General features: G+C 73.8%; 25 protein-coding genes. 16 read left to right on the top strand and 9 right to left on the bottom strand.

The window, feature by feature from the left end:
- Positions 1 to 4 precede the first annotated feature (4 nt).
- Positions 5 to 964 (bottom strand): hypothetical protein, encoded by a 960-nt coding sequence (locus OG556_RS33615; protein ID WP_371515204.1) that lies wholly within the window; start codon positions 962 to 964, stop codon positions 5 to 7.
- 335 nt (positions 965 to 1,299) lie between these two features.
- Here OG556_RS33615 and OG556_RS33610 point away from each other — a divergent pair, with 335 nt between their 5' ends.
- From OG556_RS33610 to OG556_RS33595, 4 genes are all read left to right on the top strand, one after another.
- Positions 1,300 to 2,268 (top strand): ATP-binding cassette domain-containing protein, encoded by a 969-nt coding sequence (locus OG556_RS33610; RefSeq protein WP_371515205.1) that lies wholly within the window; start codon positions 1,300 to 1,302, stop codon positions 2,266 to 2,268.
- The gene (locus OG556_RS33605; RefSeq protein WP_371515206.1) at positions 2,265 to 3,116 is read left to right on the top strand and encodes an ABC transporter permease; all 852 of its coding nucleotides are present in this window, start codon (positions 2,265 to 2,267) and stop codon (positions 3,114 to 3,116) included. Before OG556_RS33610 ends, OG556_RS33605 begins: the two co-directional genes overlap by 4 nt.
- Before the next feature lie 190 nt (positions 3,117 to 3,306).
- Positions 3,307 to 4,683 (top strand): sensor histidine kinase, encoded by a 1,377-nt coding sequence (locus tag OG556_RS33600; protein ID WP_371515207.1) that lies wholly within the window; start codon positions 3,307 to 3,309, stop codon positions 4,681 to 4,683.
- On the top strand, positions 4,680 to 5,357 hold the full coding sequence (locus OG556_RS33595; RefSeq protein ID WP_371515208.1) for a response regulator: 678 nt from the start codon (positions 4,680 to 4,682) through the stop codon (positions 5,355 to 5,357). Before OG556_RS33600 ends, OG556_RS33595 begins: the two co-directional genes overlap by 4 nt.
- A 48-nt stretch (positions 5,358 to 5,405) precedes the next feature.
- On the opposite strand, the gene OG556_RS33590 is transcribed toward OG556_RS33595, so the two are convergent.
- From OG556_RS33590 to OG556_RS33575, 4 genes are all read right to left on the bottom strand, one after another.
- Complete coding sequence (locus OG556_RS33590) at positions 5,406 to 5,867, bottom strand: SRPBCC family protein (RefSeq protein ID WP_371515209.1); 462 nt, start codon at positions 5,865 to 5,867, stop codon at positions 5,406 to 5,408.
- Positions 5,868 to 5,994: 127 nt separating this feature from the next.
- Complete coding sequence (locus OG556_RS33585) at positions 5,995 to 6,993, bottom strand: NAD(P)H-dependent glycerol-3-phosphate dehydrogenase (RefSeq protein WP_371515210.1); 999 nt, start codon at positions 6,991 to 6,993, stop codon at positions 5,995 to 5,997.
- Positions 6,994 to 7,275: 282 nt separating this feature from the next.
- On the bottom strand, positions 7,276 to 7,476 hold the full coding sequence (locus OG556_RS33580) for a DUF397 domain-containing protein (protein WP_371515211.1): 201 nt from the start codon (positions 7,474 to 7,476) through the stop codon (positions 7,276 to 7,278).
- Entirely contained in the window at positions 7,469 to 8,302 is an 834-nt protein-coding gene (locus OG556_RS33575; RefSeq protein WP_371515212.1) for a Scr1 family TA system antitoxin-like transcriptional regulator, read from the bottom strand. The genes OG556_RS33580 and OG556_RS33575 overlap by 8 nt, the downstream gene beginning before the upstream one ends.
- Before the next feature lie 278 nt (positions 8,303 to 8,580).
- Here OG556_RS33575 and tgmA point away from each other — a divergent pair, with 278 nt between their 5' ends.
- From tgmA to OG556_RS33555, 4 genes are all read left to right on the top strand, one after another.
- The gene (gene tgmA, locus OG556_RS33570; RefSeq protein WP_371515213.1) at positions 8,581 to 8,841 is read left to right on the top strand and encodes a putative ATP-grasp-modified RiPP; all 261 of its coding nucleotides are present in this window, start codon (positions 8,581 to 8,583) and stop codon (positions 8,839 to 8,841) included.
- Positions 8,841 to 9,806: an ATP-grasp ribosomal peptide maturase gene (gene tgmB, locus OG556_RS33565; protein ID WP_371515214.1), complete on the top strand. Its 966-nt coding sequence runs from the start codon at positions 8,841 to 8,843 to the stop codon at positions 9,804 to 9,806. Before tgmA ends, tgmB begins: the two co-directional genes overlap by 1 nt.
- Positions 9,803 to 10,945: an ATP-grasp peptide maturase system methyltransferase gene (gene tgmC / locus OG556_RS33560; protein ID WP_371515215.1), complete on the top strand. Its 1,143-nt coding sequence runs from the start codon at positions 9,803 to 9,805 to the stop codon at positions 10,943 to 10,945. The genes tgmB and tgmC overlap by 4 nt, the downstream gene beginning before the upstream one ends.
- A 284-nt stretch (positions 10,946 to 11,229) precedes the next feature.
- Positions 11,230 to 12,681, top strand: coding sequence for a helix-turn-helix domain-containing protein (locus tag OG556_RS33555; RefSeq protein ID WP_371515216.1), 1,452 nt, complete (start codon positions 11,230 to 11,232; stop codon positions 12,679 to 12,681).
- On the opposite strand, the gene OG556_RS33550 is transcribed toward OG556_RS33555, so the two are convergent.
- On the bottom strand, positions 12,660 to 13,313 hold the full coding sequence (locus OG556_RS33550) for a class I SAM-dependent methyltransferase (protein WP_371515217.1): 654 nt from the start codon (positions 13,311 to 13,313) through the stop codon (positions 12,660 to 12,662). The genes OG556_RS33555 and OG556_RS33550 overlap by 22 nt on opposite strands.
- Positions 13,314 to 13,598: 285 nt before the next feature.
- On the opposite strand from OG556_RS33550, the gene OG556_RS33545 reads away from it, so the two are divergent.
- Positions 13,599 to 16,346: a M4 family metallopeptidase gene (locus OG556_RS33545; protein ID WP_371515218.1), complete on the top strand. Its 2,748-nt coding sequence runs from the start codon at positions 13,599 to 13,601 to the stop codon at positions 16,344 to 16,346.
- 51 nt (positions 16,347 to 16,397) lie between these two features.
- On the opposite strand, the gene OG556_RS33540 is transcribed toward OG556_RS33545, so the two are convergent.
- Positions 16,398 to 17,492, bottom strand: coding sequence for a LuxR C-terminal-related transcriptional regulator (locus tag OG556_RS33540; RefSeq protein ID WP_371515219.1), 1,095 nt, complete (start codon positions 17,490 to 17,492; stop codon positions 16,398 to 16,400).
- A gap of 307 nt (positions 17,493 to 17,799) precedes the next feature.
- Here OG556_RS33540 and OG556_RS33535 point away from each other — a divergent pair, with 307 nt between their 5' ends.
- The 5 genes from OG556_RS33535 (at position 17,800) to OG556_RS33515 (ending at position 22,537) form a co-directional block, all read left to right on the top strand.
- Positions 17,800 to 18,915, top strand: coding sequence for an alpha/beta hydrolase (locus tag OG556_RS33535; RefSeq protein WP_371515220.1), 1,116 nt, complete (start codon positions 17,800 to 17,802; stop codon positions 18,913 to 18,915).
- 75 nt (positions 18,916 to 18,990) lie between these two features.
- A complete protein-coding gene (locus OG556_RS33530; protein WP_371515221.1) occupies positions 18,991 to 20,091 on the top strand; it encodes an RICIN domain-containing protein in 1,101 nt (366 codons plus the stop codon).
- Between the two features lie 183 nt (positions 20,092 to 20,274).
- On the top strand, positions 20,275 to 20,697 hold the full coding sequence (locus OG556_RS33525; protein ID WP_371515222.1) for a hypothetical protein: 423 nt from the start codon (positions 20,275 to 20,277) through the stop codon (positions 20,695 to 20,697).
- 11 nt (positions 20,698 to 20,708) lie between these two features.
- A complete protein-coding gene (locus OG556_RS33520) occupies positions 20,709 to 21,932 on the top strand; it encodes a sensor histidine kinase (RefSeq protein WP_371515223.1) in 1,224 nt (407 codons plus the stop codon).
- Positions 21,929 to 22,537, top strand: a complete 609-nt coding sequence (locus OG556_RS33515) for a response regulator (protein WP_371515224.1) — start codon at positions 21,929 to 21,931, stop codon at positions 22,535 to 22,537. The genes OG556_RS33520 and OG556_RS33515 overlap by 4 nt, the downstream gene beginning before the upstream one ends.
- 50 nt (positions 22,538 to 22,587) lie before the next feature.
- On the opposite strand, the gene OG556_RS33510 is transcribed toward OG556_RS33515, so the two are convergent.
- Together OG556_RS33510 and OG556_RS33505 are read right to left on the bottom strand one after the other, a co-directional pair.
- Complete coding sequence (locus OG556_RS33510; RefSeq protein ID WP_371515225.1) at positions 22,588 to 23,109, bottom strand: peptidylprolyl isomerase; 522 nt, start codon at positions 23,107 to 23,109, stop codon at positions 22,588 to 22,590.
- 23 nt (positions 23,110 to 23,132) lie between these two features.
- Positions 23,133 to 23,957, bottom strand: a complete 825-nt coding sequence (locus OG556_RS33505; protein WP_371515226.1) for a hypothetical protein — start codon at positions 23,955 to 23,957, stop codon at positions 23,133 to 23,135.
- A gap of 271 nt (positions 23,958 to 24,228) precedes the next feature.
- Here OG556_RS33505 and OG556_RS33500 point away from each other — a divergent pair, with 271 nt between their 5' ends.
- Both OG556_RS33500 and OG556_RS33495 read left to right on the top strand, forming a co-directional pair.
- The gene (locus OG556_RS33500; protein WP_371515227.1) at positions 24,229 to 24,477 is read left to right on the top strand and encodes a hypothetical protein; all 249 of its coding nucleotides are present in this window, start codon (positions 24,229 to 24,231) and stop codon (positions 24,475 to 24,477) included.
- The gene (locus OG556_RS33495) at positions 24,467 to 24,760 is read left to right on the top strand and encodes a hypothetical protein (protein WP_371515228.1); all 294 of its coding nucleotides are present in this window, start codon (positions 24,467 to 24,469) and stop codon (positions 24,758 to 24,760) included. Before OG556_RS33500 ends, OG556_RS33495 begins: the two co-directional genes overlap by 11 nt.
- The last annotated feature ends 50 nt before the right edge of the window (positions 24,761 to 24,810 follow it).

Genomic DNA, 24,810 nt, shown 5'->3' with positions numbered 1-24,810 from the left:
GCGTTCAGCCGCCGGAGGCGAGCCACTCGCGCTGGCGCTTCATCAGCCCGCTCAGCAGCGCCTTGTCCGGTGTCCCCTTCACCTCGACGTCGATCGTGTACTGGACGTCGCCCTGGCTGGAGATGCCGGTCATCGAGCCGGTGTACGCCTGCTGCTTGGGCTTGTGCAGGTAGCCGTGGGCGTTCGGGTCGCCGTCGATGTCGATCGGGTCCTGCGACTTGAGGGTGTATCCCTGGACGAACTCGCGCGCCATCGAGGTGGAGCCGAAGCGCAGCAGGGTGACGGTGACCTCGGCCTTGCCGTCGGCCGTCCGGTACATCCGGGTGGCGCCCGACTGGTAGCCGTACGAGCCGAGGATGTCCATGATGCCGTCCTGCTTGCCGAACAGGTCGGTGACGTCGTCGTTGGTCATGGTCATCCCGTCCGCGGGCCCGTACGACTCGCCGTCGTCCGGGATCGGGAGCAGGAAGTAGCGCAGGTCGCCCTCGTGCTTGCCGCCGTTGACGCTCCCCTTGACGGTGCTGGCCGGTTTGGGGGTGGTCGGGGCGGCGGTGGGCGTCGGCACCGGTACCGGGGTGGCGGAGGGCGTCGGGCTCGGGCTGGCGGTGGTGGCGGCCGGCGCGGGTGCGGCGGCGGCCACCGGGCGGGCGTCCGGCCTGCCGACGGCGACGGTCACCGCGGCGCTGGTCGCCGTGACGGCGAGCAGGCCGGCGGTGGCCAGGACGACGCCGACGGCGCGCGGCAGCCGGCGCGCGGCCGGTTCGGGTGCGACGGCGGGCTGCGGCGCGGCGTCGGGCTGCGGTACGGAGGGGTGCTCCGGTACGGCGGGGTGCTCCGGTACGGCGGGGTGCTGCGGCGCAGCGGGGTGCTGCGGTGCGGCGGGGTGCTGCGGTGCGGCGGCCGGTTCCGGTGCAGCGTCGGGCTGCTCCGGAACGGCGGCTGTCTCGTTTTCGGGCGCGGACAAGGAACTCCCCCGGGAAAATGTGGGATCTCGCGCGCGGACTTCCTCGCAAACCGCTTCCCCGGCGGTTCTCCGGACCGTCCATCACGCGTCTCAGCAGGAATTATGAGAGACCGTTCGCATCACTGCCAACAAAGTTAATCGCCGCACTCCGGTCCAATACTCGATGAATCGGACACGTCGTGATGTAACCGCAACAGGCGGTCCTGGCGTGGTACCGCGGTACCGTGCCCACTCCGATGATCGGTCCGGGGTACCACGGATCGCGCCGGCGCCGCACCTAGCGTGGAGTGTGAGGGAGGCCGGGACGGTCCGGCCCCGGAGCGTAGGGGTGAGCGATGATCGAGGCGCACCAGCTGACGAAGCGGTACGGGGAGAAGACCGCCGTCGACCGGCTCGACTTCACGGTCAGGCCCGGCACGGTCACCGGCTTCCTCGGGCCCAACGGCGCCGGGAAGTCCACCACCATGCGGATGATCGTCGGGCTGGACGCTCCCACCAGCGGCTCGGTGCGCGTCAACGGGCGCCGTTACGCCGCGCACGCGGCGCCGTTGCAGGAGGTCGGGGCGCTGCTGGAGGCCAAGTCGATCCACCCGGGGCGCTCCGCGTTCAACCACCTCATGGCCCAGGCGCACACCCACGGCATCCCGCGCTCGCGGGTGGAGGAGGTCGTCGAGCTGACGGGGCTGCAGTCGGTGGCCAGGAAGCGTGCCGGGGCGTTCTCGCTGGGCATGGGCCAGCGGCTGGGGATCGCGGCGGCGCTGCTGGGCGACCCGGCGACGGTGATGCTGGACGAGCCGGTCAACGGTCTCGACCCGGAGGGCGTGCTGTGGATCCGCAACCTCCTCACCTCGCTGGCCGCCGAGGGCCGCACCGTCTTCGTGTCCTCGCACCTGATGAGCGAGGTCGCGCTGGTCGCCGACCACCTGATCATCGTCGGGCGGGGCCGGCTGCTGGCCGACACCACCGTGCAGGACCTGGTCCGCCAGGCCGGCGGCGACGTGGTGAAGGTGGCCAGCGCCGATCCGGCCCGGCTGCGCGCGGCGCTGGCCGGGCCGGGTGTGGAGGTCACCGGCCGTTCCGGTTCGGAGGAGCTCCTCGTCACCGGCCTGGCGGCGCGGGAGATCGGCCTGCGGGCCGCCGAGCAGGGCATCGCGCTGTTCGAGCTCACCACCCGCACGGTCTCCCTGGAGGAGGCGTTCATGGAGCTGACCAGGGACGCCGTGGAGTACCACGGCACCACCACCGCGACCGGGCCCGCCGCCAGTGCGGGTGCCGGCGCCGAGTCCCCGAGGAGCGCGGCATGAGCACCATCGCACCGAGCCAGACGTCCGAGGCCGCAGGCCTGCGGCCCGCGCGCCCCGCCTACCGGGTGACGCCCGTGCGCGTGCTGCGCTCGGAGTGGGCCAAGCTGTGGTCGCTGCGCTCGACCTGGATCACGCTGGGCCTGGGCCTGCTGTTCCTGGTCGCGTTCGGGCTGATCGCCGCGTTCCAGTTCAAGTCGAGGATCACCTCGGGGCGCCCGATGGACCGGGGGGACTTCGCCGACGCCAGTGCCCTGAGCCTGTCGCTGTTCGGCACCAACTTCGCGCAGCTGGCGTTCGGTGTCCTCGGCGTGCTGGTCGCCGCGGGCGAGTACTCCACCGGCATGATCCGCTCCACCCTGGCCGCGGTGCCGCGCCGGCTGCCGGTGCTGTGGTCCAAGGCGGCGGTGTACGGGGTGGTGGTGCTGCTGCTGGGCACCGTCGGGGTGTTCGTCGCCTTCGCGGCCGACAGCGGCATCCTCTCCGGTACCCGCGCGGCGATGACGTTCTCCGACGCCGGCGTCCTGCGCGGCCTGCTGGGGGCCGGGCTCTATCTCGCCCTGGTGGGCGTGATCGGTGTCGCGCTGGGCGCGCTGCTGCGGTCGGTGGCGGGCGGCATCTCGGTGCTGGTGGCCTCGCTGATGCTGGTCCCCGGCCTGATCTCGCTGCTGCCCTCGTCCTGGCAGGACCACATCAGCCCGTACCTGCCCAGCAACGCGGGCCAGGCGTTGTTCGCCCTGCACCACGACGCGACAACGCTGTCGCCCGCCGCGGGGCTGGCGGTCTTCCTGCTGTGGACGGTGCTCGCCCTGGCGGGCGCGGCCGTGCGCCTGGTGCGCAGCGACGCCTGAGGGCTGGGAGACTGCGTGGACGTCCCGGTGCGGTGCCCGTTCGAGTCGGGTGCCGCACCGGGCCCGTTTCGTGTCCGTTGCGGGGCGAGTGGGACGAAGGTGACGCCCGTTGCGGGTGAGTGGGACGAAGGTGCGGGTGAGTGGGACGAAGGTGACGCCCGTTGCGGACGAGCTGGACGAAGGTGACGCCGTGAGCGAGCACGACACCGCCGCGGGGGCGGGGGGCGACCCGCTGTCGGGGCACCCGGTGTTCGCGCGCCTGGCCCGGCTGGGGCAGCGGGCGCGCCAGGCGGACCGCGACCACCCGTGGGTGCTGGACACCGCGGTGGTGGCCGCGGTCTTCCTGCTGTTCTGCCTGCCGGACCTGCTGCCCTTCCACGACGGCGGGGAGCGGGCGCGCGAGCACCGGATCGTCTTCGCCCGTCCGCCGCTGGCGGCGATGCTGGCCTTGCAGGCGGGGCTGCTGCTGCCGCTGCTGTGGCGCCGGCGGCGGCCGGCGGCGGCGTTCGCGGCGGTCGCGGCCGTGTTCGTCCTGCAGTGGTCGCTGGGGGTCGCGCTGCGCGCGGACGTCGCGCTGCTCGTCGCCCTCTACAGCCTGGCCCTGCACGGGAGCCTGCGGCACCTGGCGTGGGCGTGCGCGGCGATGACCGGCGCGTCGGCGCTGGTCGCGGTGGAGCTGTCCGGCGGGCTGCCGGTCGGGGACGCGCTGTTCTTCCTGTTCAGCGCGGCGACGGCGGCGGTGGCCGTCGGCATCGCGGTGCGCATCCGCCGGGCCCAGCTCGCCGGGCTGCGCGAGCGGGCGGCGCGGCTGGAGGTCGAGCGCGACCAGCGCAGCCGGCTGGCCACCGCCACCGAGCGCACCCGGGTGGCCCGGGAGATGCACGACATCATCGGCCACAACCTGTCCGTGATCATCACCCTGGCGGACGGCGGCGCGTACGCGACCGAGGCCTCCCCCGAGCGGGGCCGGGAGGCGCTGCTGCTGATCGGGGAGACCAGCCGCCAGGCGCTGGGCGAGCTGCGGCGCATGCTCGGTGTCCTGCGCGACCAGGGCGAGGGCCCCGAGTTCACGCCGCAGCCGGGCATCGCCGACCTCGACGGGCTGTGCGCGCGCATCCGGGCCGCCGGGCCGCAGGTCGTGTACACCGCGCGCGGCGAGGTGGGGCGGCTGGACCGCGGGGTGCAGCTGATGGCGTACCGCATCGTCCAGGAGGCGCTCACCAACACCCTCAAGCACGCTGGGCCCGAGACCCGGGTGCACGTGACGCTGGCCGCCGAGGGCGGCCGGCTGCGGGTGCGGGTGCAGGACGGCGGTCCGCCCGGCGGGGCGGTGCGCGGCGGGGCGGCGGGCGAGGAGGGGCACGGTCTGACGGGCATGCGCGAACGTGCGGCACTGTACGGGGGCACCGTCACCGCCGGGCCCGGGCCCGGGGCAGGATGGACCGTGGAGGCCGTCCTCGACCTCACCCCCGACGGGCCCGACGGCCCCGACGGCCCCGGTCGCCCCGGCGGCCCCGGTGCCTTCACCCCCGATCCCGACCCCGACCCGACAGGCGGCCTGACGTGACCACGGTCCTCATCGTCGACGACCAGCCGCTCCAGCGGTACGGCTTCCGGATGCTGCTGGAGAGCCAGCCCGGCACGGAGGTCGTCGGCGAGGCCGCGCACGGCGCCGAGGCCGTACGCCTGACGGCCGACCTGCGGCCCGACGTCGTCCTGATGGACATCCGGATGCCCGGCATGGACGGCATCGAGGCCACCCGGCGCATCGTCGCCACCGGCGGGCGCTCGCGCATCCTCGTCCTGACCACCTTCGACCTCGACGAGTACGCCCACGCCGCGCTGCGCGCCGGCGCCAGCGGCTTCCTCCTCAAGGACGCCCGCCCGGAGGACCTCCTGGCCGGGATCCGCGCCGTCTCCGGGGGCGACGCCGTCGTCGCCCCCGCCATCACCCGGCGCCTCCTGGACGCCTACGCCCACCACCTGCCCGTGCGCCCGCCCGGCGCGGCCGCCGAGGACGACCCGCGGCTGAACGCCCTGACCGAGCGCGAGCGCGAGATCCTGGTCGCGGTCGGCCGGGGCTGGACCAACGGCGAGATCGCGCAGCGCCTGGTGCTCGCGGAGTCGACCGTCAAGACGCACGTCAGCCGGGTGCTGTCGAAGATCGGCGCCCGGGACCGGGTGCAGGCCGTGATCTTCGCCTACGACCGCGGCCTGAACCGGCCGAACCCGCCGACCTGAACCGTCCCGCTCCTGCCGCGCTCCAGCCGCGCCCCTGACGCCGCGGTGTCAGGGGCGCTTCTTCGGGGCGGCTTCGAGGTCGGTGGCGGCGGCGGCCAGGATGGCGCCGAAGACGTGGGCGATGAGGGGCTTGCCGACCCGGCGGGCGAAGGCCGCGCCGACGAGGGGGACGGGGAGCGCGAAGCCGGTCGTCCAGACGACCAGGGTGCCCTCGGGGACCTCCTCGAAGGTCATCCGGCCGAACTCGTGCCGGGCCGGCGGGAAGCTGCGGTCGACGGTGTAGTCGAAGCCGTGCGGGGCGTTGTAGGCGGTGATCCGCTCGTTGAACCAGCCGATCAGCCAGGTGTGCAGCCGCACCGCGCCCACCCCGTAGGGCGCGCCCTCGCCGGGCCGGGCCAGGCGCGCCCTGAGCACGAACGGGGAGCGGGTGTAGTTGGTGCTCGTGGCGCACCAGTCGAACACCTCGGCGATCGGCGCCGCGATGACCCGTCGCACGGTCACGGTTTCCATGGCTCGGCCCTCTCCTGCAGCGGGGGGCGCGGGTGTCGACCGCGCCCTGTTCACCGATGAGGACCGGGCGCCGCCCGAAACCGTGACATCGGGCGGGGGCGTCCTCGGGTGCGAGAATGCCGCCCGCCTACCGTTCGGCTCTGGGCGTGCGGGCCATGAGCAGGTCGACGGCGCGGTCGGTGGTGACGGTGCCGTCGAGGAGGGCGACGACGAGTGCGGTGATGGGCATCTCGACCTGGTGCCGTCGGGCGAGGTCGAGGACCGCGTAGGCGGACTTGGCTCCTTCGGCGGTCTGGCCGGTGGCGGTGGCGGCCTGGTCGATGGTCAGGCCGCGGGCGAGGTGTTCGCCGAAGGTGCGGTTGCGGGAGAGCGGGGAGAGGCAGGTCGCGGTGAGGTCGCCGAGGCCGGCCAAGCCGGCGAAGGTCGCGGGGTCGGCGCCGAGCGCCGTTCCCAGGCGGGCGGTTTCGGCGAGTCCGCGGGTCAGGAGGGTGGCCTTGGCGTTGTCGCCGAGGCCGAGTCCTGCGGCCAGGCCGACGGCCAGCGCGATGACGTTCTTGACCGCGCCGCCGAGTTCGCAGCCGATGACGTCGGTGTGGGTGTAGGGGCGGAAGTACGGCGTGCGGAAGGCCCCTTGGAGTCGGCGGGCCGCGTCGTGGTCGGTGCAGGCGATGACGCTGGCGGCGGGCTGGCGGGCGGCGATCTCGCGGGCCAGGTTCGGGCCGGACAGGACGGCGACGCGGGCGGGGTCGAGAGCGGCGCCCTGGGCGATGACCTCGCTCATGCGCCGGCCGGTACCGAGCTCGATGCCCTTCATGAGGCTGACGACCAGGGTGTCCGGCTCGATCAGGGGCGCCCACGCGGCCAGGTTGGCCCGCAGGGTCTGGGAGGGGATGGACAGGACGGCGACGTCGGCTCCGGCCAGGGCGATGTCGGCTCCGGTGGTGGCCTTCACCGTGCCGGGCAGCGTGACGCCGGGCAGGTAGCCGGGGTTGACTCCCCGGGTGTTGATGCCGTCGGCGACCTCGGGGCGGCGCGCGTGCAGGACGACGTCGCATCCGGCGTCGGCGAGAACCAGCGCGAAGGCGGTCCCCCACGATCCTGCCGACAGTACGGCGACCCGGGTCATCCTCTACCTCCGCGTGCTGGTGGGGAGCTGAGGGGCAGCCTACTGGCGCCTTGGGGGCGGAGACGCCGGTCAGCGGCGGCACAGGGTGAGCGCGACGGCGCGGCGCCCGCCCAGAGTGGGCAGCATGCGGGCGCGGGCCGAAACCGTGGCGTCGGGTGGGGGGCGGCCTCGGGTGTGGCGATGCCGCCCGCCTACCGTTCGGTTCTGGGCGTGCGGGTCATGAGCGAGACAGGTTTCCCAGCGGTTTCCAGGGTGGCGGGGCCTCAGTGCGGCACCCGTATGTCAGACGTCGCCGAACTCTCCGGAGCGGACGGCGACGACGAAGCTCGACCAGGCGTCGGCCGAGAAGACCAGCGCGGGACCGTGGGGATCCTTGGAGTCGCGGACCGGGACAGTGTGGACGACGTTCGCACCGACCTCGACGCAGTTCCCTCCCTGGGTGCTGTAGGAGCTCCTGTGCCAGGTGGCATTGCGATCATCCATGCTCAAAGCCTTTCCGCACGTTTCGAATGAACTCGACGCTCGCTGCCCGGCGCAGCGCCTCGGCTTGGAGATGATCGTACTCACTGACCCACTCGGCCAACGTCTCCGGATCGCGTTCGAGATAGCCGCGCCGCTGCGTCTCGCCGTACCCCACGATGGCCCTGTTCGGCATGGTCAGCAACGTAATGGGATGCCCGAACGGGCGGTTCTCGCCTGCTGCGGTAGGGCACACCTGCACCAGGAATCGGGGACGTGCGGCGAGTGCTTCCAGGTACCTGAGTTGCGCCACCATGACGTCCCGACCACCGATCGGCCGCCGTAGCGCCCCCTCGTCCATCACCACCTGGACGTGCGGCGCCGGATCTCGGGCGAGGGCCTGCTGTCGGAGCAGCACCTTCTCGATTCGCTCGTCGGCCTGCTGCTGAGTTGCGATCCCCCGCAGGACAGCCGCCTCCTGGAAAACTCGGCTGTACTCGGGCGTTTGGAGCAAACTCGGAACCAGGTTGATCTCGAACAGCCTCAGGGCGATGGCCTTCGCTTCGTTGCGCAGGTACTCGTCGAAGCCTTCGAACAAGACCCGTCGACCGGACGTACTCCACTCCCTGAGGAACCGCTCTCCAGACTCGAACACTCGATCAAGTGCCGTTGAGATCTGTTGACTTGGTTTCCTTCGGCCGTGCTCGAGCGCGGAGATGTACGACGACGTACAGCCGATCAGCTCGGCAAGGTGTTCCTGGGTCCATCCTCGCTGCTCGCGCGACGTGCGGAGCAGTACGCCGAACTCGGCGGCTGGGGATGTCGGAGGGCCAAGTTCCCGCTTGTTCAAGGCTGTTCGTCCTACCAATCTGACACCGTGGGACAAGTTGAACAGCTCCGCAGCCTAGAGGACAGTTGACGTCCCCAGTAGTCGTCGGACTACGGAACGGAGTCGCCGTCGTGGCGCGCAAACGCAACCCCGTGTCCCCGAGGCCGCGATGCCGCCCGCAGGTCGGCGAACCGGTTGCGGACTTGAGGTCCGCTCCGACCGAGGGGGATCAACAACTCGGCCAACCGGCCGAGTTGTTGATCCTGTCGGCACCACCACGAAATGGAGGCGCAGCACAGATGACAACCGCACCGTGGGGTACCACCCGGATGGGGCCGTTCACGGCTACCGTCCCGGTCCCGCAGTCCACGCCCGTCATCGACCCCGAGACGCAGGTTGCGGTGATCGTGGACGAGCACGGACGCACGGTCGAGTTGGGCGGGCACGGCACCAGCACGAGCGGCCTGACGCCCACCACGACCACGCCCGACGGAAACCCGGGCGGGCCGACCGACGCCGACAGCACCGAGTCCTACGACCAGGACCAGAGCAACGGCTGATGAACGACCGAAGCGGGTCGGTGCTGGTGCTGACCAATCCCCTTGACGTGACCGCGGATGCGGTACTGCGGGTGCTCGCCGAGCGCCGGGTTCCGGTGGTCCGGCTCGATCCCGGCACCGACCTGCACACGGGTGCCTCGCTGATCGCCACGTACCGCACGGGCCGGCAGCGGGGCACCCTGCGCACCGCCAGCCGGGAGCTCGACCTCTCCGATGTCCGGTCCGTCTGGGTGCGCCGGGCCTCACCCTACGAGGGGCCCTCCGAACTGGACGGCCAGGACCGCCGGTTCGCCGCCGCGCAATCCCTGTGGGGTGCGGGCGGCATCCTCGCCTCGCTCCCCGCCGCGCACTACGTGAACCATCCCTGGGCCAACCGTGCGGCCGAGCACAAGCCGGCACAACTGGCGGCCGCGCAGCGCTGCGGGTTCCCGGTCCCCGACACGGTGATCACGAACAGCGCGGACGAGGCGCGGGAGTTCGTGGCGGCCCAGGCCGCCGGGGCGGTGTACAAGCCGTTGTGGAACATCCCCTACTCGGTCGGCGGGCGGCCTCACGCCGTGTGGGTGCGCGAGGTCGATCCGGCCGACATCACCGACGCCGTGTCCGCCTGCCCGCACCTCTTCCAGGCGAAGGTGCCGAAGCTGTTCGACGCAAGGGTGACGGCCGTCGGCAACCGCCTGTTCGGCGTCCGGATCGACAGCCCCGACCTCGACTGGCGGCGCCGCCAGGACCGGATGACGTGCACTCCGATCGACGTACCCGAGCCGGTCGCACGTTCGGTCGCCGCCTACCTCGGAGAACTTCGTCTGGTCTACGGCGCGTTCGACTTCGCCGTGACCGCCTCGGGCGACTGGTACTTCCTCGAATGCAACCCGAACGGCCAGTGGGCATGGCAACCGGCCGAGACCACCGAGGCGATTGCCCACGCCCTCGCCAACCAGCTACAGAAAGGCCGTGACGCATGAGCACACCGGCTGAACTCCGCACCGCTCTGGCCGACAGGCTCACCGAGGACGGCACGCTGACCGAACGCGAGTGGGACAGCGCGGTGAGGGCCGTTCCGCGAGAGCTCTTCGTCGGAACCTACTTCGCTCCGGTCGCCGGCAGCGTTCCGACTCTCTACCGACCCGTCCGTCAGGGCGATCCCGGGTGGCTGGTGGGGATCTACGACGACCAGACGCTGGTGACCCAACTCGACGGCCGCATCGGGCCCGAGGACACCGCTGGGGGGACCGTGCCAGGTATCCCGTCATCGTCGTCCACCCTCCCGTCCGTCGTACTGCGCATGTGGCAGCAGTTGGGCGCCGAGGCCGGGCACCGGGTACTGGAGATCGGTACGGGCACCGGGTACTCGACCGCCCTCGGCGCGCACCGCCTCGGGGACGCCGACCTCACCAGCATCGAGTACGACCCCGCAGTCGGCGCGGCAGCGGCGGCGGCGATCAGGACTGCGGGGTTCTCCCCCCGGTTGATCATCGGTGACGGGCTGCGCGGCGACCCGGACGGCGGGCAGTACGACCGGATCATCGCCACCTGTTCCGTCCGGTACATCCCCCTCGCCTGGCTCCACCAGGTCAAGCCCGGCGGCCGAATCCTGGTCACCCTCTCCGGGTGGAGCTACGCGAACGCCCTCGTGCTGCTCGACGTGACCGGACCCGGCGAGGCCACCGGCCGGTTCCTGACCGGCCAGACCGGTTTCATGATCGCCCGCCCGCACGACCGACCGCCCCGCCCGACGCTGGACCTCCTGCCCGGCAAGGAGCGTCCGACCCGCATCGACCCGGCGACGCTGGACAGTTGGACGGGCGCTTGGGTAGCCCAGCTTGCCGCACCCGGGGCAATCCGCATGGGTGTGGGGGCTCAACAGATCCTCTGGGACCTGGCCACCGGATCGCAGGCCCGGACGGCGCCCGACCCCACCGACGGGTGGGCCGTGACTCAGCGCGGGCCCGTCGCCCTGTGGGACCGGGTCGAGCAAGCGGTTGAGACCTGGCAGGCGGCCGGTGAGCCGCACCAGGATCGCTTCGGGATCACCGTGTCGGCGGCCGGACAGCGGGTCTGGCTCGGCACCGAGGACGGGCCCGGATGGGATCTGCCCGTATGAGCCTGGCTCAGCCCTGCGCCGAGCCGTGTCGTTCCATGATCGATCCGTCACGGAATCCTCCCGTCCTGCGAGAGGAACGGCCCATCGTCGACGCCGCCGCCCGCGTGCCGCTCGGCTGACAAGGGGTGGACCGGGCGCGGGCCGAAACCGTGGCGTCGGGTGGGGGCGTCCTCGGGGGTGGCGGGGTCGGGCGGGCGGCGGGGAGAGGGGGCGGGGTGGGGCGCGGGGCTGCTGTGGAGTGGGGGGCGCTGCACCGGCGGTGTGCGGTGGGTGTGGTGGCGGGGGTGGCGGTGCTGGGGGGTGCGGCCGGGCCGGTGGTGTGGGCGGGGTCGCAGGACCTGCCGGGCGATCGGCGGTGGTGGCTGGTGGTGTGCGGGGTCGCGCTGGTGGCGGCCGTCGGTGCCTCGCTGCCGCTGCTGCGTCGGGTCTCCACCACCGACTACGTCGTCTCCTGCGTGGCGCTGGTACTACTGCTGGTGCTCGCCCTGGGCACGGTGTTCGCGGCGGCGCAGGCCGCCTACGCCGTCCGGACCAGGCTGCACGAACCGCCCCACGTCACGGCCACCGTGACGGGCTGCCGGACGACGGGCCGGGAGCTGGACGACCAGAACCAGGGCCACGACGTCTACGGCTGCACGTACCACTGGAGCGCCGGCGACCGGGAGTTCAGCGAGGAGCGGCCCACCGGGAAGCTGTATCCGGACGGCCACGAGACCAGGGTGTGGCTCGCCGGCGAGCGGATGATCACGAGCCGGCCGAGCCTGCTCGGGATCCCGCTGTGGATCGCGCTCGCCCTGGCCGGGCTGGCGGGCACGGTCCGGTTCTCGGCGTTCCTGGCGTGGAAGGCCCGCGATGTGGGCCTGCGGCGGTACGCGGGTCCGGCGGTTCCTGGGGGTGGCCGGAATCCGGGGTGGTGGGTGCGGTGCTCTGGCAGCATCGGGCGGATGGGGCAGTGGGAGGGGATCGGGCGGCGCTTCGTCGTGGGAGCGGGGTACGCGCTGTACCGGGGGCCGCTGGCGGACAGTACGTCACATCGGCACGCCGCGTTCCAGGTTGCCGTCGCGTCGGCGGGCGGCGAGGTGACGATCGTGGACGGGGACGGGGTCCGGCACCGGGGCGCGGCGGTGGTGGTGGCGCCGATGGTGTGGCACCGGATGGCGCCGGTGCGGGAGGTGTCGGCGTTCTTCGTCGATCCGCACTGCGCGTTCGCGGACCGGCTGCGGGCGGGGTGCGGTGACGGTGTCACCGTCGCACCCCAGTGGCGGGGCCTGGCGGAGGAGGACCTGCGTCCGTCCGGGGTGCTGCCGTCGGCCGAGGTGGACGTGCGGCTGTGGGCGGCGATGGAGGCGCTGACGGACCACCGGGTCGCGCTGCCGGGGCTGGCGGCGCGGGTGGGGCTGTCGCCGCAGCGCCTGCGGGCGCTGGCGCGGCGGCAGTTGGGGGTGCCGCTGGCGCGCTGGCGGATCTGGCGGCGGCTGGCCCGCGCCGCCGACGCGCTGGGCGAGGGGCGCACGCTCGCCGAGGCGGCGCTGGCGGGCGGCTTCGCGGACCAGGCGCACTTCAGCCGCCAGATGCGGGAGATGACGGGGCTGACGCCGTCGGCGGTGCTCCCGGTGCTGCGCGCCTCGGGCCGGGCGGGCGGCCTGGCGGACAGCGCGATTGACGGACAGGACCCGGCGGGCAGCCAGGACCCGGCGGGCGACGCGGGCGCGGCCTACGCGCGGCGGGCGACGTAGAACGACAGCGAGCCGGTGAGCGTGGCGACGGTCTCGGTCTCGCGCACGCCGTGGAAGCCGGCCTCGCTGATCAGCCGGGGCAGGATGCCGTCGGCGTTGGGCTGGGTGTCCTCCTTGCCGTCCGCCAGTTGCACGATGCGGAACGCCAGGCGCATGGCGGCCGTGCGCTGGCGCCCGAAGTCGGCGATGACGAGCTTGCCGCCGGGGCGCAGCGCCGCGTGCATGGAGGCGAGGACGGCCTCTTTCATGGGGATGGGGCACTGGTGGAGGACGAGGCTGGAGACGACGGTGTCGGCTGTTTCGGCGCCCACGAGGTCGGCGACGGCGTCGCCCATGCCGAGGTGCCATTCGGGGGTCACGCCGGCGGCGGCGGCCTTGCGGCGGGCCACTTCGAGGGTGGTGGGGTCGGGGTCGACGCCGATGACGCGGGCGCGGGGTTCGACGCGGCCGAGGAGGACGGCCAGGGAGCCGGTGCCGCAGCCGACGTCGAGGATCACGTCGTCGGGGCGGGGGGCCACGTGCATGGCGAGCAGGCTGCGCCACAGGCGTTCGCGGGTGAGGGAGACGATGGGGTCGTAGAAGCGTACGGGGCCGAGGCGGCCGGCGGCGGGGGTGAAGGCGCGATCGGTCATGGGGGTCAGTGTCGGCCGGGGGGTGTGGTGGCGTCTTGAACGAATCGCTCGCCGGGCGGGGCGGGTTGGGGGTTTCCGGGCCGCTCGCGGGGCCTGTCGCGAGGTCGGTCGCGAGGCCGGTTGCGAGGCCGGTCGCGGGGTCGGTCGCGGGGTCGGGTTCCGGCCCTCCCCGGACACATAGAAAGTCTATCGACATATGACGTTGGATGACTTATCGTGATCGTCGCGGTGGTCCGGCGCGGCCGGCCCGCCGCGACCACCGTCCGGCCCTGCGAGAGGACCTCCGTGCCCCGTCGTTCCCGCACGTCCACAGCACTCGGCATCAGCGCCACCGCCGTGGTGGCGCTGGCCCTGGCCGCGCCGCCCGCCCTGGCCGGGCCCGCGGCCGCCCCCGACCCGGTGCCCTCCCTGGTGGCCGGTCAGGACACCGCCGCCCCGCAGCTGGTCACCGGCCTGGCCGAGCCGGCCGTCGGCAGCCCCGCCGACGCCGCCCGCGCCCACCTCGCGGCCCACGGCGACCGCTACCACGTCGACCCGAGCGAGCTGGCCGAGGTCGGCTCCGAGAGCACCCCCGACGGCCGGCGCACCGTCAGGTTCGAGCAGCGCCACGACGGCGTGCCCGTGTTCGGCGCGCAGTACCTGGTGCACCTGACGGGCGAGGGCGCCGGGCAGCGCGTCGAGTCGGTCGGCGGCAAGTACTTCACCGGCCTGACCGTGCCGACCACCGCCACCGTCCCGGCCGCCGCCCTGCGCGACCTGGCGCTCGGCTCCGTCCAGGACCCGAAGGCCCGGGCCGCGGCCACCGCCGAGGACCACGGCCTGGTCGTCCTGCCGGACGGCGCCGGCCGGCTCGCCCAGCGCTTCACCGTGCACGCCGCCGACCCGGCGACCGGGGCGCCCGCGGCCCGCGAGGTCTTCGTGGACGCCACCGTCGGCGTGGTCGCCCTCGCCTACGACACCCGCGCCCCGCTCCCGGCGGCGGCGCCGCCCGCCGGGAGCGCCGCGGCCGGCCTCGAACCCGCCACCGGGACCGCGCCGGACGCCCGCGGCAACTCCACCAAGGTGAACATCGCCCGCCTGCCGGACGGCAGTTACCAGCTCACCGACCTCACCCGGCCCGCCGCCATCACCACCTACGACGCCGGCGGCCGGGACGAGATGGACTTCGGCGGCGGCATCCCCGCCGACCTCCCCCCGGCCCACTCCCCCGGCCCGGACTTCCCGGCCTCCGCCGGCACCAGCGGCGCCACCGACGCCAGCGTCAACGCCGGTATCGTGTACGACTTCTACCACGACCGGTTCGGCCGCAACGGCCTGGACGGCAAGGGCGGCGCGATCACCTCCGTCGTCAACGTCACCCAGGACGGCGCCCCCTACGCCAACGCGTACTGGGACGGGAAGAAGATGGTCTACGGCAGCGGGGGCCCCGACTACTACCCGTTCTCCGCCGCCCTCGACATCGCCGGGCACGAGATGACCCACGGCGTCATATCGAACACCGCCGACCTGGCCGGCATGGGCCAGGCCGGCGCGATGAACGAGGGGCTCGCCGACTACTTCGGCAACGCCATCGAGGTCACCGCCCGCGGCATGTCCATGGACGACCCGGCGGCCGCGCTGCTCGGCGAGAGCAAGTGCCGCACCGGCACCCCGCAGGCCTGCGCGGACCGCCGGATGGACGACCACCGCACCACCGTGAACGACTACCTCGGCGGCACGGTCGACAACGGCGGACAGCACCTCAACGCCACCATCTTCAGCGGCGCCCTGTGGGACATCCGGCGCACCCTCGACCCGCTCACCGCCGACCGGGTGGTCTACCGGGCGCTCACCGCCTACCTCACCCCGCTCGACGACTTCGTGGCCGGGCGCAACGCGACCCTGGCCGCCGGCCGCGACCTCGGCCTCAGCCACGCCCAACTGCGCACCGTGGCAGCCGCGTTCGACGCGCACGGGATCAAGCCCGGCTGGGAGAGCCGGATCGGCATGGACAGCCGCACGCTGGCCCGCAACCTCTCCTACTCGATGGCGCCCCCGGCCGCCGGCGGCGGGCACTGGGTGGCGATGGCCCCCGCCCCCGACCCGGTCAAGGGCACGGGCGGCACCCGCTCCGACACCACCGCGCTGTACACCGGCTCCACCACCGGACGCGGCGCCCCCGTCCGGCTCAGCCCCGACGACGGCCGCTACCACAGCTGGCCCGCCACCGACGGCACCACCGCCGTGTGGAAGGCCATCGGCACCACCGCCCAGAACCACAGCCGCGAACTGCTGGCCGCACCGCTGTCCGGCGCCGGCCCGGTCCGCAGCCTGTTCCTCGCCGACGGGACGGAGCCCGGCAGCCCCCAGGTCTCCGGCGGCGACATCGCCTTCACCGTGAACGACTTCACCACCCACCGCACCAGCATCCGGCTGTCCCACGACGGCGCCCCCGCGGTCGAACTGCCGCTGGCCGACGGGCACCACCCGGACGACCTCACCCTCAAGGACGGCTACCTCGCCTGGACCGAGTCCTGGCAGGACGGACAGCAGTACGTCACCGCGCCGACCGTCTACTCGATCGCCGCCGGCAAGGTCACCGCCCAGTACACCGCGCACGCCGCCCCCGGCGCCGCCGCGACCAGCGCCTCCTCCGCCCGGCTCGCCGGCGGACGGCTGCTGTGGCTGGACACCCCCGCCGGCGCGAACGCCCGCGCCTCCGTCCGCTCCGGCGCCCTGGACGGCTCCGGCGTGACCGAGGTGCTGGCCGCCGACTCGCCGAACGCCCCGACGCGCGGCGGCAGCCTCACCGCCTCCGACCAGGCCCTCACCTACAAGGTCGAGAGCACCAAGCCCGCCGGCGGCTGGACCAACGCCGCACTGCCCAAGCTCTGGCAGCTCCCGGTCGGCGGCGGCACCCCGCAGCGCCTCTCCTGCGACCGGGGCGGCCAGGACCAGCCCGCCGCCGACCAGGGCACCCGGGTGGTCTGGCTGGACTCCACCCCCGGCCGCACCGACCTGGTCGTGCGCGACCGCGCGGCGGGCACCTGCTGACCACCTCTCCCTGACCCCCGCCCCCCAGGGGTCCGGCCCGGCGCGGACGGCTCACAGCCATCCGCGCCGGGCCGCCTGCACGCCCGCCTGGAAACGCGTGGTGGCCCCCAGCTGGGCCAGCAGCGCCGAGACCCGGCGCACCACCGTGCGCCGCCCCAGCCCCAGCCGCCGGGCGATGGCGTCGTCCGTGGCACCACTGGCCATCAGGGTCAGGATGCGGCGGTCCCGCTCACCGATCTGCAGGTCGACGGCGGACACCGACGCCGGGACGGCCAGCCGCCAGAGCGTCTCGAACACCGCGGCCAGCGCCCGCAACAGGCCCGAGGGCCGGATCAGCAGCGAGACGACGCCCGGGCGCCCGTCGGCCGCCAGCGTGACGATCGCCAGGTCGTCGTCGCCCAGGGCCAGCTTGAGCGGCGGCTCGTCCAGCGTGCGGGCCTGCTCCCCCGCCTCCACCATGCGCGCCATGTTGGGGCCCGCGACCGGGTCGTCGAAGGCGCAGCCGTGGTAGATCGAGCGGTAGACGACCCCGGCGGCCATCCGCTGGCGCTGCAGCACCTCCTGGTCGAGGTAGTAGGCCGAACTGCCGGAGTAGGGCGGCACGTCGATGACCCGCACCTGGTGGCGGGCGGCGAGCTGGAGGCGCCGGCTGGCCGCCAGTACCTGGGCGGCGTCCTCGACCACCTCCAGGGCGCCGTAGGTGCCGGCGTCGCGCCGGGCGAAGCGGTAGAGGCGTTCCAGTTCCGCCCCGGCCCGGCGCGCCGCGGCCTGCCGGACGGCGTCGCTCTGCAGCACCGCCTCGACCACCCGGCCGGGCGGCAGCGCCTCCCAGGCGCGGTCGCGGTGGCCGTCGTCGCGGTGACGGTCGTCGCGCGGGCCATCGCCGCGGCGGCCATCGCCGCGGCGGCCATCGCCGCGGCGGCCGTCATCGCGGTGGCCGTCGCCGCGCGGGCCCTCGCCGTTGCAGGCCACGACGACTCCCTCGTCGGCGAGTTCCCTGAGCACGGCCAGGACGGCGCCCTCGCCGAGGCCGACCCCGGCCGCCAGCTCCGCCGCCCGCGCCTGCGGACGGCCGACCAGGCAGCGGTAGATCCGGCCGCGTTCGGAGTCTGGATCCAGCACGTCGTGCACGACGTCCCCCGTCATCGTGTCGGTGTATCGGTGTGTCGGCGTATCGGTGTGTCAGCTCGGCGCTGTGCCGTTGTGTCGCTGTGCCGTTGTGCCGTTGTGTCGACCCGTCCGCTCGTCGGTTTGTCGGCTTGTCGTGTGCCGGTGTCGCCCGGACGGGCCGTCGGAGGCTACCCACGCCGGTGGCGCACATGCGCCAGTGGCCCAGGTGCGCCGCAGGTCGCTCTGGCGGACCGCGCGGTGATCTCGCAAGAGTTGTCGGTGCTCAGACAGCTCCAGCGGTTCCCCCCGGGACCCGCTGCACCCTCACGGCCAAGGACGACCCTTGACACCAGCCCAGCCCGCCCGGCGCCCGCCCGCGCGGCCCCTGCGCGCCCGGCTCCGGCACGCCAGGACGGCCGTCGCCGCCCTGACCGCCTGCCTCCTGCTGCTGGGCGTGCCCGCCGCGCACGCCGAGGCCCCCGCCCCGCCGCCGATGAAGGACGGCTTCGGGCTCACCCAGGTCGGCGCCGCCACCGGCAGCGCCACCAACTTCGTGCTCACCGTCACCACACCCCAGGTCGCCGGGGAGCACACCATCCGGATCCTGCTGCCCGCCGACTACGCGGCCAGCCCGGCCAAGCGCTACCCGGTCCTGTACTTCCTGCACGGCGCCTCGGACAACCCGAGCGACCCGGCCCTGGCCTACCCCGCCCTCACCGCCGCGCAGTCGATGATCACCGTCATCCCGGACGGCGGCCTGCGCGGCTGGTACACCGACTGGCTCGACCAGAACACCGCCGCCGGGGCGCAGAACTGGGAGACCTTCCACCTCGACCAGGTCGTCCCGTTCATCGACGCCAACCTGCGCACCCTGACGGGCCGCAGGAGCCGGGCCGTCGGCGGCCTGTCGATGGGCGGCTTCGGCGCGCTGCACTACGCGCAGGACCGGCCCCAGCTGTTCGGCCAGGTCCTCACCATGTCCGGCGCGAACGACCTCTCCGTGAACGAGATGATCATCCGCGGCGCCGTGGTCGCCACCCTGACCAACGTCGGCACCGTGCTGTGCGGGCCCAGCGACGGCAAGCCCTGCGGCCTCGACTTCGGCCCCACCGTCTCCAGCGACGCGATCTTCGGCTCGCCGTACCCGGTGTTCAACGCCGACTGGCGCTGGAACGCCGCGGACCCGGTCTCCCGGGCGGGCGCGCTCGCCGACACCGGCATCGCGGTCTACACCGGCAACGGCAACGGCAGCGCCTCCGACATGGAGTTCTGGGCCGAGGGCACAGCCAAGCGCCTCAAGGACCGCCTGGACGCCCTCGGTTACCGCTACCACTACGTCGACTACGGCAACGGCGCCGGCTGGGGCACCGCCTGCAACGGCGGCCACAGCGCGGGCTGCTGGGCGCAGGACCTCGTGGACTACGTCCCGCGCCTGGAAGCGGCCTTCGCCGCCGCCTGACCGGCCCGCCCTCCCCTTCTTTCCGACTCCTCTCCCCTCTCCCTCTCCCCGTTCCCGACGAAAGGACCCGACCCCGTGCTCTCCGCCACGACCCCGAGCCGACCGGCTCCCTGGCTGCGCCTGATCGCGGCCGTCCTGGTGGCCTGTTGCGCCGCCCTGGGCTTCACCGCCGCCCCGTTCGCGACCTCTCGGGCCCACGCCGCCACGGCGCCGGCCGCCGCCTGCGCCTCCCCGCAGCAGTGCCTGACCATCAAGTCCCTCAGCAACGGGCGCCAACTCGACGTCCAGAACGGCACCATGGGCGACGGCGCCTACATCGTCACCAACTCGGCGCCCGGCTACCACCAGTCCTGGCGGCTGAGCGTCGACCCCTCCGACTTCTCCTTCACCATCGTCAACAACGACACCGGCAAGTGCATCGACCTGGCCTTCTTCACTCCGGCCCTGCGCCAGCAGACCTGCGCCGGGCAGGCCAGCCAGCGGTGGTTCCTGCAGCCGGTCGCCGGGGCCGCCGACGCGTTCATGATCCGCCACCTGGGCGACAACACCTGCCTGGACCTGCTGCTCGGCGCCCAGTACGACGACGCCTGGACCGACCAGTACACCTGCAACGGCACCGCCAACCAACAGTGGTCCACCGGCTTCCCGCAGGCCGCCCGCAGCCTGGCCATCGACCACGCCGCCAAGCAGTGCCAGAAGGACGTCTCCTCCTGCTCCTGGGCCGTCAAGAGCGAGGCCCCCGCGGCGCCGCTGCCCAAGATCTGCGTCTCCTCGATCTGGTTCAACAACACCAGCAGCGCCGCCCAGCAGAACTTCGCGGTCACCACGATGAGCGGCTGGTCCAGCACCATCGGCGGCCAGATCGGGTCGGAGATCGGCGGCACGGCCGGGGAGGTCTTCAAGGCGGCGGTCACCACCAGCGTCAACTACAGCAACATCTGGCAGGGCTCGACCACCGTCAACAACAGCGTCACCGTCAACGTCCCGCCCCAGCAGTACGGCTGGGTGACGCTGGCCGAGCTCGCCCGCAAGGTCACCGGCAACTGGACGTTCGACGCCCGCGGCTTCCCGTGGACCGCCGAGGACACCATCACCATCCCGCTCACCTCCGACCCCAGCGGCGGCGCCACCCTCTACATCGCCAACACCAGCCCCACCTTCACCAGCTGCACCTGAGCCCCACCGCACGACCGACAGCCAGCCGCCGCCCGGCCCCGCCGGGCGGCGGCCCCGCTTTCCCCCGGGGCCCTTCCCCGCCCTGACGTGCCTTTCCCCGCCCTGACCTGCTGACAATTGTCACGGCCGGCCGGTGTGGCAGCACACTGCCGGGCGGGGGCGCGGCGCGGACAGCATGGGGGCATGACCTCCACCGATGTGAACCACCCCGACACCGTTCGGGCCTTCCGCACCATCAGGCGACTGGTGTCCGCCTACCTGGGCCTGAGCGTCGTCACCCTGGCGGCCGCCTACGCCCTGCGCGACCACCCCGACCTGGTGAACCCGGCCGTGTGGATCCGCGGCGCCCTCGTCGTGGCCAGCGCCGTGGTCACGTACCTGTTCACCACCCGGGCCGCCCGCGGCTCGCACGCGGCCTACCGGCGGCTGCGGATCATCTCGGCCGTCATGATCGCCGCGATCGTCGTGATCATCTGCGTGCCGGGGACCTTCCCGTTCTGGATGAAGGCCGAGCAGGCCCTGTGCGGGCTGGTGCTGGCGGGGGTGGCCGCCGTGATCAACGGACGCCACCTGCGTACCCTGTTCGCGCGATCCGACGCGACGTGAGGCAGGCGAGGGTGGACGAGGACACGCAGGCGGCCCTCCCCGGGCCCGCCGCCGCGGAGCGCGCCACAGGGGAGCGCGCCCCGCAGCGGTGGGTGCAGGGCTGGCGGCGGACCATGCTGGGCGCCGGGATGCTGGTCTACCCGTGCCTGACCGCCGTCGCCGTGGGCGGCAACGTGTCCGGGGCGGCCCTGGTCGCCGGGTACGCGGTCGTCGGCGCGTTCTGCCTCTGCTTCGTCCTCACCGCCACCGCGATGATCCACGGCCGGCGGCGGCAGGTGCTCCTGCTGCTGGCGGTGATGAGCGCGCTGTTCCTGGCCGCGCTGCCGTTCGCGCACGAGAACGCGTTCTACCTCGCCACCGTCGTCGTCTCCTTCGTCGCCGTGCTGCGGCGCCGCCACGCCACCCTGGTGACCGTCACCGCCACCCTGGCCGCGCTGCTGGTGCCGTGGGCGGTGCCCGCCTGGCACGCCGGGCCCGGCGCCTTCCAGGCGCTGGCACTGCTGTTCACCGTGCTCACCACGGGGGCGTTCGCGGAGATCGCCACCACCAACCAGGCCCTGGTGGCCGCCCGGGCCGAGGTGGCACGGCTGGCCTCGGAGGCCGAACGCAACCGGATCGCACGCGACCTGCACGACCTGCTCGGGCACTCGCTCACCGCGATCACCGTCAAGTCCCGCCTGGCCCAGCGCCTCGCCGCCAAGGACCTCGACCAGTCGCTGGCGGAGATGGCCGCGGTGGAGTCGCTGTCCCGGCAGGCGCTGGCCGACGTCCGGGCCGCGGTCACCGGCTACCGCGACGTCACGCTGGCCGGCGAACTCGCGCGCGGACGCGAACTGCTGCGCGCCGCCGGGGTGGTCGCCGACCTGCCGACGTCCACCGACCCCGTCGCCACGCAGGACGGGGAACTGTTCGGCTGGGTGGTGCGCGAGGGCCTGACCAACGTGGTCCGGCACGCCCGGGCCGACCGCTGCACCGTCACCGTCACCGGCTCCTCCGTGGAGATCCGCGACGACGGGACGGGCGCGGACGGCAGAACCGGTGGGACCGGCGGGGTCGGCGGGACCGGCGAGGGCAACGGGGTCGGAAAGGGCCTGAGGGGACTGCGGGAACGGGTCGCGGCGGCCGGCGGTACCGTCGAAGCCGGCCCGCTGAGCCCGCGCGGCTGGCGGCTGCTGGTCACCGTCCCGCCGGGCGCCCGCCACGGGCGCGCCCCCGCCCGGAAAGGGACGACATGACGATCCGCCTGCTGCTCGCCGAGGACCAGGAACTGGTCCGCACCGCGCTGTGCGCCCTGCTCGACCTGGAGGACGACTTCGAGGTGGTCGCCGCCGTCGGACGCGGCGACCAGGTCGTCGACGCGGCCCGCGAACACCGGCCCCACGTGGCCCTCCTGGACATCGAGATGCCCGGACTCGACGGCCTGGCCGCCGCCGCCGTCCTCGCCCAGCAGGTGCCCGACTGCCGGGTCGTCATCCTCACCACCTTCGGACGCGCCGGCTACCTGCGCCGGGCGATGGAGGCGGGCGCGGTCGGCTTCGTCGTCAAGGACGCCCCGGCCGAAGTGCTCGCCGACGCCATCCGCCGGGTCGCGGCGGGCGAACGCGTGGTGGACCCGGAACTGGCCGCGGCCACCCTCGCGGCCGGCGCCTCCCCGCTCACCGCCCGGGAACGCGACGTGCTGAACGCCTCCCGCTCCGGGGCCGGCGTCGCCGAGATCGCCGGCAAGCTCTACCTCTCGGAGGGCACGGTGCGCAACTACTTCTCCTCCGCCATCGCCAAGACCTCCAGCCGCAACCGCACCGAGGCCCTGCGCACCGCCGACGACCGCGGCTGGCTGTGACACCGCCGCACGACGGGCGCAGGGCTTCCCGGGATACCGGGAGGCGGGCGTCAGAGCCGCTCGACGGTGACCTCGGTGATCACGACGTCCTCCACGGGGCGTTCGCCGTCCGTGGGGACGGCCGCGAGGGCGTCGACGACGGCCCGGGAGTCGGCGTCGGCGACCTGGCCGAAGATGGTGTGCCGGCGGTTCAGGTGGGCGGGCGTGCCGACGGTGATGAAGAACTGCGAGCCGTTGGTCCCCGGGCCGGAATTGGCCATGGCGAGCAGGTAGGGCCTGGTGAAGTGCAGTTCGGGGTGGAACTCGTCGGCGAAGGCGTAGCCCGGACCGCCGGTGCCGGTGCCGGTCGGGTCGCCGCCCTGGACCATGAAGCCGGCCACCACGCGGTGGAAGAGCGTGCCGTCGTAGTACGGGCCGCTGCCCGGCTCGCCGGTGCGCGGGTCGGTGTACTCCCGGGCGCCCTCGGCGAGTTCGACGAAGTTGCGGACCGTCTTCGGCGCGTGGAACTGGAACAGCTCCAGCCGGATCGGGCCCAGGGTGGTGTGCAGGGTCGCGAACAGGCCCTTGGCCATGGCGGAATCCTTTGCTCGGGTGGTCAGTTGGGGGCGGGGACCGGCTCGACGGGGCCGAAGTCGCGGAAGGTGCCGTAGGTGCGCGTCGCGGTGCCCCTGATGTCGACGTGCTGGTCGAAGCGCACGGTACGGCCCTGGGCGTCGATCCACTGGTCGAGCTGGAAGGACGCCACGCCCACGCCCATGCGCTTCAGGTTGAGGTAGCGCTCGGCGTCCACGGCGCGCAGCTGCTCCACGCCGAGCGTGCCGGAGAGGTGGAAGGCGGGCGCGCCGTTCTGCTCCTCCATGCCCTTGCGGGCGGCGGGGCCGAGCGCCAGCAGGGCCTTCGCGTAGCCGTGGTAGTCGGCTATCCGGTTGGCGAGGGGGGACTTGCGCCAGCCGCTGCCGGACTTGATGTACGCCGCGTCCTCGGTGACGACGACCGGGTCGCCCGCCGAACCGCCGCCGGTGCCCAGGGACTCGGTGAGGCGGCCGGTGCGCACCTTGCCGTTGAGGTTGACCCGGCCGGTGGTGGTCGCGACCAGCGGGCCGCCTTCGGTGCGGAAGTCCTGGGTGGCCGCGTAGGGCGTGCGGGCGGCCTGGGCGAGGGCCTGCTCGGGGTCGATCACCCCGCCGGCGGGCGCCTCGGCCGGGGCCGACGTGGGTGCGGACGCCGGGGCCGATGCCGAGGCCGGGGCGGACGTCGGGGCCGCGTCGGGGGTCGTCGGCGTCGCGGCCGGGGTGGTGGCCTGCGGGGCCGCAGGGGCCTGGGCCGCCGAGGGGGCGGCGTCGTCGTTGCAGCCCGTCAGCGCGGTGAGGGAGAGCACGGTCGCGGCGGCGGCCAGGGCGGTGGTGCGGCGAATCGTCAAGAAAGGTCTCCGGTCGAGGGGATCGGTGTCGGCATCCTGGCACACGGCGGGTACTCGGCCGCACTGGGGCGCAGGTCAGGGGGGTGGGACGGGGGGTGGGACGGGGCGCGGGTCGGGCGGAGCCCGCGTGGCGCCAACTTCCCTGCGGGACGGGCCTGGTGTCCACTTGTGTGGCGGATCGGCCCGGTTTAGGGGGGTCGGGGGCGCGGGCGGGGGGCTCGGCTTGAGAGGATCGGCCCGGAAACGGGATGGACGGGAGATGGGGTGAGACGTGGTCGGTGCCGTGCTGGTCGGTGTCCTGGTGATCGTGGTCGGCGGGTGCGTGTGCGTGGTGTGGGCCGAACGCGGCGGCCCCCGCTGGGTGCGCGCCGTGGCGTCCGTGACGCTCGCCTCGGGGTCCCTGCTGCGCCGCTCCGCGCGCAGCCGGCGCCGGAACCGGAGCCTGAGCGGCGGTGACAGCGGCGACGGTGGCGGCGGGGATGGCGGCAGCGGTGGCGGCGGCAGCAGCGATGGCGGCTGAGCGCCCCGCCCGCGGGCGCGACGACGACGAACGGCTGCGGCGGGTCTTCGAGGCGGTGCTGGCCGAGACCCTGTCCGGGACCGGGCCGCTCACTTGCACGGGCCTGGACGAGGACACCGAGAACGCGCTCTGGGCGGTCTGGGAGGCGTACCCGCACGCTTCGGCAGAGTTGGTGCAGGCCGCGCGGCGCGCCTTCGCCGGCCAGCTGGACGGCGGCAACGCGGCCCGCTGGCGCGCGGAACTCGCCGCCCGGGCGATCGCCGGGCGCCGCCCCGGCGGCTGAGCGTGCGGCCCCGGACGTCCGGGCGTCCCCGGCCGCGTGGGCGGCCGGGG

This window comes from Kitasatospora sp. NBC_01300, assembly GCF_041435235.1.
Taxonomy (GTDB): Bacteria; Actinomycetota; Actinomycetes; order Streptomycetales; family Streptomycetaceae; genus Kitasatospora.
The sequence above is the reverse complement of the archived record's forward strand: the minus strand, read 5'-3'. Positions and strand labels throughout refer to the sequence as shown.

Coding starts and splice junctions, on each gene's coding strand:
- OG556_RS33610 (WP_371515205.1), top strand. CDS start 1,300: ATGATCGAGGCGCACCAGCTGACGAAGCGGTACGGGGAGAAGACCGCC.
- OG556_RS33605 (WP_371515206.1), top strand. CDS start 2,265: ATGAGCACCATCGCACCGAGCCAGACGTCCGAGGCCGCAGGCCTGCGG.
- OG556_RS33590 (WP_371515209.1), bottom strand. CDS start 5,867: ATGGAAACCGTGACCGTGCGACGGGTCATCGCGGCGCCGATCGCCGAG.
- OG556_RS33585 (WP_371515210.1), bottom strand. CDS start 6,993: ATGACCCGGGTCGCCGTACTGTCGGCAGGATCGTGGGGGACCGCCTTC.
- OG556_RS33580 (WP_371515211.1), bottom strand. CDS start 7,476: ATGGATGATCGCAATGCCACCTGGCACAGGAGCTCCTACAGCACCCAG.
- tgmA (WP_371515213.1), top strand. CDS start 8,581: ATGACAACCGCACCGTGGGGTACCACCCGGATGGGGCCGTTCACGGCT.
- tgmB (WP_371515214.1), top strand. CDS start 8,841: ATGAACGACCGAAGCGGGTCGGTGCTGGTGCTGACCAATCCCCTTGAC.
- tgmC (WP_371515215.1), top strand. CDS start 9,803: ATGAGCACACCGGCTGAACTCCGCACCGCTCTGGCCGACAGGCTCACC.
- OG556_RS33550 (WP_371515217.1), bottom strand. CDS start 13,313: ATGACCGATCGCGCCTTCACCCCCGCCGCCGGCCGCCTCGGCCCCGTA.
- OG556_RS33540 (WP_371515219.1), bottom strand. CDS start 17,492: ATGACGGGGGACGTCGTGCACGACGTGCTGGATCCAGACTCCGAACGC.
- OG556_RS33525 (WP_371515222.1), top strand. CDS start 20,275: ATGACCTCCACCGATGTGAACCACCCCGACACCGTTCGGGCCTTCCGC.
- OG556_RS33515 (WP_371515224.1), top strand. CDS start 21,929: ATGACGATCCGCCTGCTGCTCGCCGAGGACCAGGAACTGGTCCGCACC.
- OG556_RS33510 (WP_371515225.1), bottom strand. CDS start 23,109: ATGGCCAAGGGCCTGTTCGCGACCCTGCACACCACCCTGGGCCCGATC.
- OG556_RS33495 (WP_371515228.1), top strand. CDS start 24,467: ATGGCGGCTGAGCGCCCCGCCCGCGGGCGCGACGACGACGAACGGCTG.